This is a genomic window from Streptomyces sp. F001 (assembly GCF_004187715.1).
GTDB classification, from domain to species: Bacteria; Actinomycetota; Actinomycetes; order Streptomycetales; family Streptomycetaceae; genus Streptomyces; species Streptomyces flavusporus.
On sequence record NZ_QZWF01000042.1, the window covers coordinates 1 to 14,092 of the forward strand.

Annotated in this window: 10 protein-coding genes and 2 pseudogenes; 6 read left to right on the top strand and 6 right to left on the bottom strand. The window is 70.1% G+C overall.

Annotated features, from left to right (window positions below):
* Positions 1–455: pseudogene (locus tag StrepF001_RS46025) on the top strand (hypothetical protein); the annotation flags it as partial.
* Between the two features lie 581 nt (positions 456–1,036).
* Here the strand turns inward: StrepF001_RS46025 and StrepF001_RS40865 are convergent.
* On the bottom strand, positions 1,037–1,615 hold the full coding sequence (locus StrepF001_RS40865) for a hypothetical protein (protein WP_129803146.1): 579 nt from the start codon (positions 1,613–1,615) through the stop codon (positions 1,037–1,039).
* Positions 1,616–1,841: 226 nt separating this feature from the next.
* Here StrepF001_RS40865 and StrepF001_RS46030 point away from each other — a divergent pair, with 226 nt between their 5' ends.
* From StrepF001_RS46030 to StrepF001_RS40885, 5 genes are all read left to right on the top strand, one after another.
* A complete protein-coding gene (locus tag StrepF001_RS46030) occupies positions 1,842–2,000 on the top strand; it encodes a hypothetical protein (RefSeq protein WP_165396538.1) in 159 nt (52 codons plus the stop codon).
* Positions 2,001–2,206: 206 nt separating this feature from the next.
* Positions 2,207–3,187: a GNAT family N-acetyltransferase gene (locus tag StrepF001_RS40870; RefSeq protein ID WP_129803147.1), complete on the top strand. Its 981-nt coding sequence runs from the start codon at positions 2,207–2,209 to the stop codon at positions 3,185–3,187.
* Positions 3,184–4,521, top strand: a complete 1,338-nt coding sequence (locus StrepF001_RS40875) for an ABC transporter substrate-binding protein (protein ID WP_206307115.1) — start codon at positions 3,184–3,186, stop codon at positions 4,519–4,521. The genes StrepF001_RS40870 and StrepF001_RS40875 overlap by 4 nt, the downstream gene beginning before the upstream one ends.
* Complete coding sequence (locus tag StrepF001_RS40880; protein WP_129803148.1) at positions 4,515–5,477, top strand: sugar ABC transporter permease; 963 nt, start codon at positions 4,515–4,517, stop codon at positions 5,475–5,477. The genes StrepF001_RS40875 and StrepF001_RS40880 overlap by 7 nt, the downstream gene beginning before the upstream one ends.
* On the top strand, positions 5,474–6,343 hold the full coding sequence (locus StrepF001_RS40885; protein ID WP_129803149.1) for a carbohydrate ABC transporter permease: 870 nt from the start codon (positions 5,474–5,476) through the stop codon (positions 6,341–6,343). Before StrepF001_RS40880 ends, StrepF001_RS40885 begins: the two co-directional genes overlap by 4 nt.
* Before the next feature lie 99 nt (positions 6,344–6,442).
* On the opposite strand, the pseudogene StrepF001_RS49060 reads toward StrepF001_RS40885, so the two are convergent.
* The 5 genes and pseudogenes from StrepF001_RS49060 to StrepF001_RS40910 form a co-directional block, all read right to left on the bottom strand.
* Positions 6,443–6,654: pseudogene (locus tag StrepF001_RS49060) on the bottom strand (IS701 family transposase); the annotation flags it as partial.
* Between the two features lie 104 nt (positions 6,655–6,758).
* A complete protein-coding gene (locus StrepF001_RS40895) occupies positions 6,759–9,557 on the bottom strand; it encodes a sugar-binding domain-containing protein (protein WP_129803150.1) in 2,799 nt (932 codons plus the stop codon).
* Positions 9,558–9,937: 380 nt separating this feature from the next.
* Positions 9,938–11,071 carry an AI-2E family transporter gene (locus StrepF001_RS40900; RefSeq protein WP_129803151.1) on the bottom strand — a complete coding sequence of 378 codons (1,134 nt, stop codon included), beginning with the start codon at positions 11,069–11,071 and terminating at the stop codon, positions 9,938–9,940.
* Positions 11,072–11,783: 712 nt separating this feature from the next.
* The gene (locus StrepF001_RS40905) at positions 11,784–13,382 is read right to left on the bottom strand and encodes a glycerol-3-phosphate dehydrogenase/oxidase (protein WP_129803152.1); all 1,599 of its coding nucleotides are present in this window, start codon (positions 13,380–13,382) and stop codon (positions 11,784–11,786) included.
* Positions 13,379–13,978: a TetR/AcrR family transcriptional regulator gene (locus StrepF001_RS40910; protein WP_129803153.1), complete on the bottom strand. Its 600-nt coding sequence runs from the start codon at positions 13,976–13,978 to the stop codon at positions 13,379–13,381. Before StrepF001_RS40910 ends, StrepF001_RS40905 begins: the two co-directional genes overlap by 4 nt.
* Positions 13,979–14,092: the final 114 nt, after the last annotated feature.

Sequence of the window (14,092 nt, forward strand, 5' to 3'; positions counted from 1 at the left end):
CCGCCGAACGCGGCATGACCGCGCTCGCCCTGAACGACCGCGACGCCGCCGGCGGCGCCGTACGGTTCGCCGGCGCGCCGCGCCCGGAGCAGCACCGAGACCGCTACCCCTTGTGGTGCTTGGTTCTACCGTGGCCGGGCCTAAGCGCGCAGCCTTCAACGACGCCTACCTTCTGCCTCATTCCCACAAGATCGAGCAGGCGCGCGCCGCTGGCGCCTACCGACAGGTGCCCGCACCCCCAGACCGGCAGCCTGGCCGCCGACGACGCCCCGCTGAGCCCGTACGTCGTCGCGGTCCTGATCCGCAACTCCTACAGCGCCGGCTTGGCCCACGCCGACGCCTTGCGCCGCCTGACGGAGGCTGGTGAGGTCGACCCCACCAACCCCTGGACGTTGCTGCGCGGCGCTCTGGAAAACTCCGCCAACTGCATGTGTCTCCAAGGGCTCCGGCCGTGACGAACGCCGGCACCGCGCACTGGCCCTGTGGAACGAGGACATGCGCAACCGCCACCGGCACAAGCAGGACACCGGCCATCCCCAGCCGCGGCAAGACCGGTGTACAGCGCCGGGCAGAGATCCGCGCCAGCGCCGATCACCTCGGCCTGGCACCGCTCGCCACACCCAGGCCCCACCAGGTCCTGCCGGCCGCCGCGCCCTCCGCGGGCCTGACGGCGGTCAAGGTGTGCGCGGCCTGGCGGGCAGGGTTTGCGCAGGGCCGCTACTGGCCCGATCTGAGGGCCTCTCAACCCTGTGCCGCGATCCCGGGAGCCGATGGCATCCACACCGTCGCCCTGGTCATCGACGAGGACCAGCACCGGCCGCCGGCCAAGTACTGCCGCGTCATGCTGTCTCGTCTGCGTGAGCACTACCACGCCCGCGCCCGGCCCGCTGACAGGCGGGTGCGAGCCGGCCCGCCAGTTCGTCACTGTGCTCGCACGATCGGCCGATCCCCAGGCCGAGGTCTGACTCGTTGACACGTGCAGCAGCGCAAGCCTGCCGTACCCGGACATGTGGGGAGAGGAGACCCGGTGGAGCTCTCAGCCCGGCACGTGCTGTGGCGACGCTTCGAGGACGAGCAAGACGACATAAGGCTCGCTGAAGTGTGCGGCGGAGTACGTTCGATCACCGAAGGGGACGGAGTCGAGGATCCCCATGCCGTCGTCGCCTTGGCCATCGCCGGGGCCGCCGAAGGCGTTCTCGCCGGCCTGGACGACGTGTGGGCCCTCTACACGCCGCAGCAGGTCGTCTGTGCTGCCTCCGCCCTGTGTGCGCAGATCACCGCAGCAGGCGGAGCACTTGAGAAGCTTGATGCCCGTTTCGATGTGATGGCCGAACGCGGCGACATTGCGGTGCCCGACGTGGACCGGCCTGGAAGTGGCGAGGCCGGTGAGCCCGGCAGACTCGGCCCGGCGCAGAGCGCTCTGGGATCCACGGGACATGCGGCCTCCACTGCTGTGCCGGCCGGCGCCGAGGAAGCCGTGCGCCTTCTGACCGCTGCGCAGTACCTGACACCACTGTCCACCAGCGCACACGAGACCCTCACCGAGGTCGGTCGCCTGCTTGGCGACGACGCGGAGCCGTTCACGGCAGACCATGACCTCGATACGCCCGCTCACCGCGCCCGTGAACGCTGCGGATGCCGGACCGGGCTCACTGCCCGTGACGGCGCACGGTGGGACTTCCGTCGCGAAGACAGTGAATGGTGCCTCGTACGCAGGGCTGACGGCCACTGGGCGGAACTCGCCGCCTCAGAGGCATGCGCCGACCCACGTCACCTGACCGCCCTGATCCGCTCGGCCGCATCACTTCCGACGGTTCGGACCTGCCCAGGACCGAGCAGCGATGACCAAGACCACCGACGCTGTCATGGCGCTCCTCGAAGACGCCGCGCCCCTGCGCCCCTCTCACGGCTACGTCAACGGTGACGCCCGCATGACCTCGCCGACGAAGAGAGACGGGCATGCTGTCGACGGAGCGACCGGATCAGGAATGTTCCCCTGACGGAAGCGGATGCTGATGCGGAACCGACAGCCGCCACGGACACCCTGGGCCGAGCCGCCGGGCGCGGACCGCCTCATCGCCCCACGCGCCCTCACGAACCAAACCCTGATCGCCGTGGCGCAGCGCACCCCACACCAGACCGCAGCAGCTCTGCAGCCGACGCTCGACGCCGTCCCTGACCGGTGTATGGAAGGACAACCCCGCCGATGACCGATCGCACAACGACATCCCGGGCCGGCATCCGTGGCTTTCGCGCGGGCGACGGACCGCAGGTGGTGGAGGTGTGGCGGCGCAGTGCGCCGGCCGACTCCGTCACTGCGGACCGCTTCCGCTCCCTGGTGCTGCTCGACACCAACTTCGATCCGGAGGGTCTTCGGGTCGCCGTCGAGGGAAACCGCGTCGTCGGTGCGGCCTACGCAGTGCGCCGTCTGACGCCGATGACCGGCACCGACCTGGAGCCGGAGCAGGGCTGGATCCCGTTCTTCTTCGTCGACCCGGTCGCCCGCAGGCGCGGCCTCGGCCGCCGGCTGCTGGCCGACGCCCTCCACTGGCTGCACGGCCACGGCCGCACCCGGGTGGACTTCTCCTCGTACACCCCGAACTACGTTCTGCCCGGCCTGGACGCCGAGACGTACCCGGAAGCGGCCCTGCTCCTGGAGTCCCTGGGCTTTCGCACGCTGTACGAGGCGGAGGCGATGGACCGTGGCCTGGTGGGCTATCGCTTCCCGGAGGACGTCGCGCGCCATGTGGAGGAACTGACGGCGCAGGGCTACCGGTTCGCCACCCCGTCCGACGACGACCTGGTGGATCTGTTCGCGCTCGCCGGGAGCCACTTCGGTCCGGACTGGGCGTGCACGATCCGGGCATGTCTGGCCGCGGGCACGCCGCTCGACCGGATCGTCGTCGTCCGGGACCCTTCGGGCCGCATGGTCGGCTGGGCGATGCACGGGGCGTTCGACGCCGTGGACGAGCGGTTCGGCCCGATCGGCGTGCTGGAGGAGGTGCGCGGCATCGGACTCGGCGAGATCCTCCTGCACCTGGTCCTTCAGAGGATGCGGGCGCGCCGCGCGCACTCCGCGTGGTTCCTGTGGACCGGCGCGCAGTCCCCGGCAGGCCACATGTACCGCAAGACCGGCTTCACCACGACCCGTGTGTTCCGCGTGATGCGCCGGACGGCCGCTCGATGACGCCGGCACGCCGCACCAGCCGCCTGAGCCGCCGCCACTTCGCGCTTGCGCTCCCCTCGGCGCTGCTCGCCTCCGGATGCGCATCGCACCAGGGCACCGGGCGGCCCGGCGACCCGATCGTCCTCACCCTGCTCTCCCACTACGCGAGCGGGGTGCTCAAAGAGGCCCTACAGGGCCCGGTCGACGAGTGGAACGCCAGCCACGACCGGGTCAAGGTGCAGACCAAGGCCGTCGAGTTCACGGACCTGCTGACCACGTTCATGGTCCGGCAGGCCGCGGGCCAGGGCGCCGACATCCTCCACCCGTACTGCTTGTGGAACGGCCAGCTGGTCCAGGCCGGCGTCCTGCGGCCCGCTCCGAGGGAGCACGCCGAGGAGATCACACGCGGCTACAGCGAAGCTGCGGTCGACGCCGCGTCGGTGGGCGGCCAGGTCTACGGCTACCCGACCGAGGTGCAGACGTACGCCCTCTACTACAACAAGCGGCTGCTGCGGGAAGCCGGCATCGGCGGCCCGCCACGCACCTGGCGGGAGCTGGAGGAGACCGCCTACCGCACCGCCAGGCGTGACCGGTACGGCAACACATTGGTCCAGGGCTTCGGGCTGTCGACCGTTGACGACTCCACCACCGTCGGCCAGACACTCGCCCTGCTCAACGCCGCCGGCGGCAGGTTCGTCTCCGAGGACGGCAGGAGCACCGCCATCGACTCGCCGGCCGGACGGGCCGTGTTCGATCTGGAGCACCGCCTCGTCGTCAGAGGTGCGAGCGCCCCGGGTGTCAACGTCTACAAGGCGTTCCGGTCCGGGCAGGTGGCCATGGTGGTCAGCGCCGGCTGGTGGACCGGAAGCCTGAAGACCCTGATGGGCAAGGACTACCGCGATGTCGGCGTCGCGCCGCTGCCCCTCCCCGAGGCGGACGGCAAGCGCGCCACGCTCTCCACCGGCTTCATGCTGGGGGTCAACGCGGCCGGCAAGCACCCGCGCGCGGCCTGGGAGTTCCTGCGCTGGCTCAACACCGAGAAAGTGAACGTCAAAAGCGCCAAGGAGGGCGGGAAAGCGACCCGGATGAGCTCCCTACAGGTGTCGGCCGGCTCCCTGACCGGCCGAGCCGACGACATGCGCACGCTCCTGGGCGCGTACAGCGACGCAAACCTGCGCCCCTTCCTGGACGCGCTGGCGTACTCGGTGCCGGAACCGAATGTGCCCGGCGCACAGCAGGCCAAATCGCTGCTGCGCAAGAACATCGAGGCGTTGTGGACCGGTCAGCAGTCGGTCGACCAGGCACTGCGCACCACCCGGCGTCAGGTCGATCGAGAGGTGTCGCGCTCATGGTGAACGCGCTGACGCCGACGACGACCGAGCGGGCGGCGCCCAGCACGCGCTCCTCCTCGCCCGCCGTCGACGGCCGCGCCCGGTCCCGGCGCCGCCAGGCCGTCGTCGCCTATCTCTTCCTGGCACCGACGTTGCTGTTCTTCGCCGTCTTCCTGATCCTGCCGCTCGGTTTCGCGCTGCTGCTGTCGATGTCCCGCTGGGCCGGGTTCGACCTCGGCGGCATCCAACCGGTCGGAACGGACAACTTCGCGGGTCTCTTCGCGGACGGATCGACGTTCCTGGCGCCGATCCTCACCAACACGCTGCTGTTCGCCCTGGGCACCGTGGTCCTTGCGCTCGCCGGCTCCGTGGTTGTCGCCACCTGCATCGACAACCTGCGGTTCCAGGGTCTGTGGCGCACCCTGTACTTCCTGCCGATCGTGACGACCGTCGTCGCCGTCGGCAACGTATGGAAGTACATGTACGAGCCGGGCGGCCTCGTCAACGGCGTACTCAACGCCCTCGGGCTCGGCTCGATGGCCTTCCTCCAGGACCCGGACACTGCGCTGCCCTCGGTCGTGGTCGTCCAGGCCTGGGCCTCGGTCGGCTCGGCGGTCCTCATCCTGACTGCCGGGCTGAAGTCCATTCCCGAGTCGTACTACGAGGCCGCAGCGCTCGACGGCGCCGGGCCGCTCACCGTCTTCTGGAAGATCACACTGCCGCTGCTGCGGCCGTCCCTGCTGCTCGTGTGCATCACCCAGTTCATCAGCGGCCTGCAGTCGTTCGCGCTGATCACCGTGATGACCAAGGGCGGGCCGGGTGACGCGACCAACGTGGCTGCCCTGGAGATGTACCGGCAGGCCTTCTCGTACGGCCGATGGGGCCCTGCGAGCGCCGCCGCCTTCGTACTGTTCGTGGTGGTCCTCGTGGTCACCCTGGCGCAGTTGTGGATCTTCCGGCGCAAGGAGGAGGACGCGTGATCCGCCGCCGTTTCCCGTGGTTGTCGTATCTGGTGGTCGTGACCGGCGCCGTGCTCACGGTGGTGCCGTTCCTCGACATGGTGATGACGTCGTTCAAGGGGGCCGGTGAGGCCGGCACGTTGCCGTACCACTTCCTGCCCAAGGCGTTCGACCTGTCGAACTACCGGGCGGCGATCGACCAGCTCGATCTGCCGGTGCTCTTCCGCAACAGCGTCGTCGCAACCGCCGTGATCACCGGATCGGTGCTGTTCACGTCATCACTCGCCGGCTACGCGCTGGCCAAACTCCGCTTCCCCGGCCGGAACTTGATCTTCCGACTCGTGCTGTCGACGATGATGTTCCCCCCATTCCTCTTCTTCATCCCGCACTTCCTGATCCTGGTGCACTGGCCACTTGCGGGCGGCAACGACCTGTTCGGGCGCGGGGGCGCGGGCCTGACCGTCAGCATCGCCGCGCTCGCCATGCCGTTCCTCGTCAACGGCTTCGGAATCTTCCTGATGCGCCAGTTCATGGTCTCGATCCCGGACGAGGTCCTGGAGGCCGCGCGCATCGACGGTGCCGGCGAGTTCGCCGTGTGGTGGCGGATCGTCGTGCCGCAGACCAGGCCGGTCCTGCTGACGCTCGGTCTGCTGACCTTCGTCCAGGCGTGGAACGAGTACATCTGGGCGCTGCTCATCTCGACCGCCAACCCGGACGTGATGACCCTGCCCGTCGGCATCCAGTTCCTGCAGGACTACGTGGACCCGACCCGCACGATGCCGATCGTCATGGCCGGTCTCGTCCTGAGCATCCTGCCGGTCCTGATCCTCTTCCTGCTGCTGCAGAAGTACTACATCCGCGGCGTGATGCTCAGCGGCCTCAAGTGAGATGCTTCGGCACGCGCCCGACGTGAACTTCGCGGTGACAGGTGGGGCAGGCGCCGACCCGGGTGGGCAGGAGGATCCGAAGTTCTCGGACGACTTGGCAGAGGGTCGGGCCGGCGCCGCTTCTCCTGGGGATCGGGCCAGCCGCTGCAGGGTGCAGAAGGCGGGGCGGCACAGACAAAGGTGACGTGGTGGTGCCCGCCTCTCCAGGTGCGGCCTTCGAAGGGGGCAAGTCCCGGGGCCTGCTTCCTCTCGCGGTAGTCGTGCTCGAGCCGCCGGCGCAGTTCCACCAGCCTGACGAGGGCGGTCAGCGAGGTGTCCCGGTGCCGGGCCGTCGACGGTCTTGCGGATCTCGCGCCCGGCGGGTCGAATCCGCAACGCCACCGAGTGGGGGAAACCGATGTGTGATGCGGCATCGTCAGCCGGACGGGACGGTGACGGCCCGGGCGTTCCAACCAGAGACACGGACGCGTGGGGTGCCGTCCGGGTCGACTGTCCGATGGGAGGCCACCAATGTTGCCGATTCACCCGGCCACAGGCTGATCTGATTGTCGCTCCAGCGGACGGGCAACGTGGGAGTCCTCCCGTCCGCGGAGACCAGGTCGACGTCGGCGAGCAGAACGGGGGCTTTCGTGGTGCCCGGGTGGCGGAGGGTCACGGTCGTCCTCGATGTGCCGGCCCTGGTTGCCTTCGTTGTGGCTGTCACGTCCAAGGCGACCTGCGGCATCGAGTTCAGTCCCGTCAGGTCGGCGTAGGAGGTGGTGGGGGTGTAGTACCAGTCGGTCTTCGCGTAGTCGAGGACGTCGTTGCGGGTGGAGAGCCAGTAGACGTTGCGGCTCAGTTCCCGGCCGGTGGTGTCGGCGAGCTGCAGCCGGGCCAGGTACGTCCTTGCCAGGCCGGGGACCTTGGCCGGGAGGGTCAGCGAAGTGGTGGTCACGCCGCGGGCTTCGACGTCGACACCGGTCACCGTGCGGTCGTACTTCTTGGTCCCGTCGGTATTGAAGAGCGTGATCCGAGCGCTCAACCCTGAGGCGGCGGTTCGGCGGTTGTTGACGATGCTCACCGTGCGGTTGTCGTAGCCGTACTGGATGTGGAGGGGTTCGTTGGCCTTCTTCGCGCCGAAGTAGGCCCCGTTCTGGTCCAGATAGCGGTCGATGAGCTGCCAGTGGAGGGAGGTCCAGCCACTGTTGAGCATCCAGTAGATGACGCCGGTCGCGGGCCGGGTGTTGTCCTTGGCGTTGCGGGAGTACGCCTCGAACTGCGCCCGGACGTTCTCGTACTGGGCGAGCTGGGCCTTGCGCACGTAGTCGCCGAGACCGGTCGGTCGTCCGTAGCGGCCGGCGAGCGCGGCGTTGTACAGCTTGAGTGTCGAGAATGTGGGTGAGGGAGAGCGGTGGTACTGGGGGGCGGAGGGTTGCTTCCAGAGGGTCTCCAGCTCGGCCGGGGTCAGCATCCGCCGCAGTGTGTCGAGGGTGGGGATGCTCGGGCCGGCGCCGGTCTCGGAGTTGAAGCCGGTGGCTCCTCCCTCGCGCTTGTCGTACCAGTAGCCGGGCGGCACCCAGTCGTAGGGGCCGGTCATCCGCATCCCGGAGCGGCCGGTGACGGGTGTCGGCTTCCCTGAGGCGGAAGGGATCACGGGCACGTTCCAGTCGGCCGCCCGCAGCGCTTTGAGGTATCCCGACTCGATCTCGGCGTTGGGCGCTGCGTCGCTGCCGATCAGGAACGAGATCACGCTGGGGTGGTTGCGCAGCCGGGCCGCCTCGGCGGCCATCGACGCCTGGGCGACTGCATGGTCGGCCGCGTCCCACTTCTCCCCGGACTCCGCCGGGTTGACCTCCCCTTCCCACTTGTTGCAGCACTCCCAGCCGGCGATCGTGAGGATCCCGTACCGGTCGGCGAGGTCGAAGAACTCGTCGGGCTCGAGGTGGCCTTCCAGGCGCAGCGTGTTCAGGCCCAGGTCGCGGACGTACTGCATGCGGTGCTCGGCGTAGGCGTGGTCCCAGCGCAGGAACTCGTCGGGGGACCAGCCCGCGCCCTTGATCAGCAGCGGGCGGCCGTTGATCCGGTACTGGCGCGCGCCGTCGGCATTGATCGGTGCTCGAACGTCGCGGATACCGAAGGTGGTGTGTGCGGTGTCGGAGGTGACCCCGTCGACCGTCACGGCCAGGTCGAGGTCGTACAGGGGCTGCCCGCCCATCCCGGCGGGCCACCATACGCGTGGCGAAGCCACATGAAGTCCGGGGTGGTCGGCGGGGGAGAAGACCACGGTCCGGCTCTCCCCGGGCGCCAGCGTCACCCGTCGGCTGAGGGCTGCGGGCCCGGCCGTGCCGGAGAGCAGCGCCGTGACGGTGTCGGGTGAGTCGTTGCGCAGGCGGGCCTTGACGGTCAGATCCGCGGAGGCCAGCGACGGCACGGCCAGGTCGGTCACGACGCGGGCGTCATGGAGGACCACCGGGCCGCTGCGGCGGACGACGACGTCGCGGACGATGCCCATGTTCCGGTCCGGTGGCGGCTGCAGCCAGTCGAGCCAGCCCACGGTGAGATGCTTGCGCGGGTCGTTGGGCTGCACCCGGAAGGCGACCGTGTTGGTGCCCGGCCTGACCAGAGCAGTGATGTCCAGCTCGTGTCGGGTGTAGGTGCCCGCGACCTTCCTCGCCGTCGAGACTTGGCGGCCGTTGACGAAGACGTCGGCGGCCGAGGTTACCCCGCTGAAGTCGAGATACGTACGACCTGCCCGGCTGTCGTCGACCGAGAAGTCGGACCGGTACCACCACGGGACCCTGAAGTCGGCGGCAGGGATCAGCTTCTGGTTGGTGGAGTGGAATGGGTCGGGGTACACACCGGCCGCCAGCAGGGCGGCGAGGACGGTGGAGCGAGGGCCGGCCTGGTACCAGCCCTTCGTCGGATAGCCGGGGCTGGACACCTCGGCCGCCGGGTCCTTCACCCGGGCGGTCGACTGGATCATGAACCCGGCCAGAGCCGTGCCGGAGCCATGTCCGACGGTGACCGCGGTGGCAGCCGGAGTGCCGATCGCCGCCCGGCCGGTAAAACCGACCGGGGTGAGGGCAGGGGCCAGGAAGACAAGCAGGCCGAGGAGGGCGCAGACGACGGACCGGCCGGGTACCCGAGCCCGGCGGTGTGACGGACCGCGGGCCGGAATGGACGGGAACGGGTAACCAGGGCGGTACGGCGACACCCTGCCCAGGAGTTGAGGCATGCCATTCAGCATGGTGCCGAAACCTTGACAGCCGACGCTCCACATGCCGCGCGTCGCCCGACCGCAGCAACCGAGGAGCGCGGGGAGGAGTAATTCCGAGGTCCTCAGGTGTTGCGCGCAACCCGGATGACGGGAGTGTGCGACGGGCGCTGGGGCCGCTCATGGGGCCTGGATCGTCCCCCTGCGGCGGGAGTGTGGGCCCCCTGACCAAGTCCTACTGAGACCAGGACGAAAGTCCCGGCACAGCGCGTTGAAGGAGGAAGCCCCGCTAGGGTCAGACGACTCAGCTCGGAATCCCTGGACCCCAGACCGGCCAGGGAGCACTCGATGAGCAGCCAGAACCGTCCCGCCACTGGTATCCGGGCTCCTTGAACGGTTCGCTAGGGGCCGCATTGCTTCCCTCGCGCCCGGAGCCCCTCCGGGGCACCCGTGCGGTCCAGTAGCGCCTGATACACGGACCACACCACGGCAACCATCGGTACGGCCACCACCGCGCCGATCACCCCCGCCGCAACCGCGCCCCCGACGACCGACAGTGCGACCACGACCGGGTGCAGCCGGACGGCCCAGCTCATCACGATCGGGTGCAGAAGATGCCCCTCGATCTGTCCGATGACCACGATCAGGGCCACGACCACCAGGGCGATGAACGGTCCCTTCGACGCCAGCGCCACGACGGCCGCGACCGCAAGGGCGATCGGTGACCCGATCAGCGGGATGAAGGCGGCGAAGAACTCCAGCAGTGCCAACGGCAGGGCGAGCGGCACGCCCAGGGCGAACAGGGCCAGGCCCACGAGGACCGCGTTGGTCACGGCCACCAGCAGGATGCCGTGCGTGTAACCGGTGAAGGTCCGCCAGGCGGCCCCGCCGGCGACCGTGACGCGGTCGCGTGCCACGGCGGGGAGTTGGTTGCACAACCACCGCCACTGCCGGTCGCCGGAGTGCATGAAAAAGACTGCACAGAACAGCGCCAGGGCGAGGACGGTCAGCACGTCGAGCAGCCGGCTCACACCGCTGAGCGCCGTACTGATGATGGCGGAGCGGTGGCTGGAAAGGATCTCGCCGATCCGGGACTGCAGGTCGTCGAACACGGCCGGGGCAAGCCGGAACGGTGGGTCCTCCAGCCGACGCTCGATCCGGTCGATCCCTGCCACGAACTCTCGTTCCAGCCCGGTCCGCTGCCCTGCCACGGTTTCACCCACCAGGGTCAGCACCCCGAGGACGAGGACGATGCCGCCGATGAGCGAAGCCGCGACCGCGAGCGCTCGCGGCATGACACGGGCGAAGAGAGTGGCCACGGGCCGGAGCACGGCGGTGAGGACAAGGCCGAGGAAGACGGCGACGGCGATGCGGTGATACTGCCCCAACACGGAGAAAGTGGCCCGGACAACGATGCCGACGGCAAGGATCCGCCATGAATACGCGGCCGCGGTCCTTAGCCAGTGCGGCACGTGCGTCTCCGCGCCGCTCAGGCGTCCGAGTGGCGGCGCGGGCGGATCTGGGGGCGTGGACATCTCATGCTCGTACCACCCGCCGGCCCGCAAGGCCACGCGGGCCGGCTCGGATTCCCCCGAAGGCACCCCCGGACGCCCGCCGGGCCTCGGGCCGGACAGGCAGGTGTCGCATGAACGCCCGTCAGCCGTGCCTGCAACCCACCCGTGGGAACTGGGCTCATCATGATGATCCGACGCGCCCTGTCCGCATCGCCGTGAACTTCAGCTGGTCCGAAAGCTCAGGCACGCGGTCTTGTCGGCCGAGGTGACCGACCGCGATGACGGGGCTGGGGTCTGGTCTTCACACGGGCGCGTAAGAGGGCCCGTGTCTGTACGGCCACACAGACCAGGCAGACGGCCTGGACCACTGCCGGAAGCACGCCGCAGAGATCCCGCCGCGGCAGCTGCGGCTGCTGTTCCGGTGATGATGAGGCAGCGACGAGTTGCCGGCCACCGGTGTCCGGGACCTCGTTCCGGTAGAGCAGCGATGCCGGCGGTCAGGAGACCGTCCGCGCCGACGTGCCGAAGTCGCTCACCGACCTGGCGGCCGCCAGCCGGCGCTCCAACGCCTCGGTGCCGCACTACTGTCAGCGGCTGTCGCACGGTTGCGCGTCAAAGTGTCGCCGGGCCTGGCGGTGGTCGCTCTGATGCAGGCCCGCTGCCGCCGTTCGCCGCGTCCTCCGGGCGCCGGACCGCTGCTTCCTGTCCGCCCGCTTCGCCCCGGAACGCCGTGTCAGTCGCCGACTGAGCAGTTGCCCAGTACTTCCCGTGCAGCCTCCAGTGCGAGGGCCCGGTCGTCGGGAACCAGTCCGATGCGGGTACGGCGGTCGAGGAGGTCGGCCGCGTCGAGAGCCCCTTCGTGGCGCACGGCCCACAGCAGCTCCGCGCGGGTCACCGGGTGCCCGTCCAGGACGGGCCGGGCGAGCCGGGGCTCGGCCGTGGCCAGCGCGTGCACAGCCGGTGCCTCGGTGCCATAGCGGTTGATCAGGCGTCTCGGCGCGCGGAGGGCGCCGAGTATCCGGGGCGGTGCGGCGCCGACCAGGGGGAGGGTGGCAGTGGGCGAGGCTCCCGCGGACAGGCCGTGGGTGGCGACGGCGGCGTCGACGGCGTCCTCGGCCATGCGCCGATAGGTGGTGAGTTTGCCGCCGACCACGGTGACCACGCCCTCCCGCGAGGTGAGCACGGCGTGTCTGCGGGAGATGTCGGCGGTGCTCGGCGCCGTGCCGGAGCCCTCGCCCGGTGCAACGTCCAGCAGCGGCCGCAGTCCCGCGAACGCGCCCACCACGTCGTCGCGGTGCACGGGGACGTCCAGAGCGGATCCGAGGACGTCAAGCAGGAATCCGATGTCGGTCTCCGGCACGTTGGGCACGTCCGGGAGGTCGCCGTCCACGGGTTCGTCGGTGAGTCCGACGTACACCCGCCCGTCGCCCTGCGGCAGGACGAGGATGAAGCGATTGATCTCGCCGGGGACCGGGATGTGCAGGCCGGCCGGCAGAAGGCCCAGGCGGTCCGCGCGCAGGACGACGTGGGTGCCGCGCGAGGGCCGGATGCGGACCCCGTCCACCAGGCCGCCCGACCACACGCCGGAGGCGTTGATCACCGCCCGGGCGCGGATCTCGCCTTCCTCGCCGGTGAGTTCGTCGCGTATCCGGGCACCGGACGCGGTGAGTTCCAGCGCCCGCACCCGCGTGAGGATACGTGCGCCTCGCGCCGCCGCCGTACGCGCGATCGCGGTGACCAGGCGGGCGTCGTCGGTCACCCGGCCGTCCCAGGACAGCAGTCCGCCGCGGAGTCCGGAGCCGCGCAGTGCGGGAGCCAGGTGACGGGTTTCCGCGGCCGAGAGCCGGCGCGGTGCAGGCAGTGTCGCCCGGGCCGTGCGTGCCGCCAGACGCAGCGTATCGCCGGCGCGGAACCCGGCCCAGGTCATTGCGGCCTGGCCGCGGGAGACCAGCGGAGTGAGGGGCAGGACGAACGGCTGGGCCCGCACCAGGTGCGGAGCGGTGCGCTCCATCAGGATCCCGCGTTCGCGGGCGCTCTCGTGAGCGACGTCGAGTTGGGCGGAGGCGAGGTAGCGCAATCCGCCGTGGATGAGCTTGGAGCTCCAGCGGGAGGTGCCGAAGGCCAGGTCGTGGGCGTCGACGGCGGCAACCGTCAGTCCGCGGGCGGCGGCGTCCAGGGCGGCCCCGGCGCCGGTCGCCCCGAGGCCGACCACCAGGACGTCCACGGGCTCGCCGCCCACGGTCCGCGCCAGATCGCGCAGGCGGCGGCCGGCGGTCAGGGACGAGCCGGGAGCCGGTCGTCCCGAGGAGGGCGGACTGCTGCTGGAGTTCATGGTGCGAGGGTCCTCTCGAGAATGGTCCGCAGTTCTGCGGAGAAGGCCTCCGTGCTCAGTTCGGGGTCGTCCTCCTCGGTCATGGTGCGCAGCGACAGGGTGAAGGACTGGGCGACCAGGAGCAGGGACCTGGCTTGCCGTCCGGGGTGGCCGGGGCGTACCGACGCGTCGGCGTGGCCCTCGCGGAGTGCCTCGACGAGTAGTTCCAGGAGGGCTTCCTGGCTCGCCCCGCGTCTGTCCAGCACGTAGGGGACGAGCAGTTCGGGATCGACGTCGACGATCTTGCGGAAGAGCGGATGGCTCCGGAAGGCGTGCACGCCGTTGACGAGCCCGTCCACGATCCGTGTGCGCGCGGTCGTCCCCGGCTCACGGGCCGGCATCGCGCCGGTGGCCGCCTGGATCCATTCACGGGTCATCAGGTCGCCGACCAGCGACTGCACATCGGGCCAGCGGCGGTACAGCGTCATCCGGGAGACGCCCGCCCGGCGGGCCACGTCGGTCAGGGTGGTGCGCCGGACGCCGACGGCCAGGATGCAGTCGCGGACCGCGTCGAGCACCGGATCGCTGTCGGAAGCGTTGTGACGAATAGGCGTCATGTGTCACAGTGTAACGCCTCGGACGCCCCGAGGGACGGCACACTTCCGCGACCGCACCGCTGCGACGACTGACTCGCGAAGACGCTGTCGCGACGACCTGTGAGGACAAGGGCC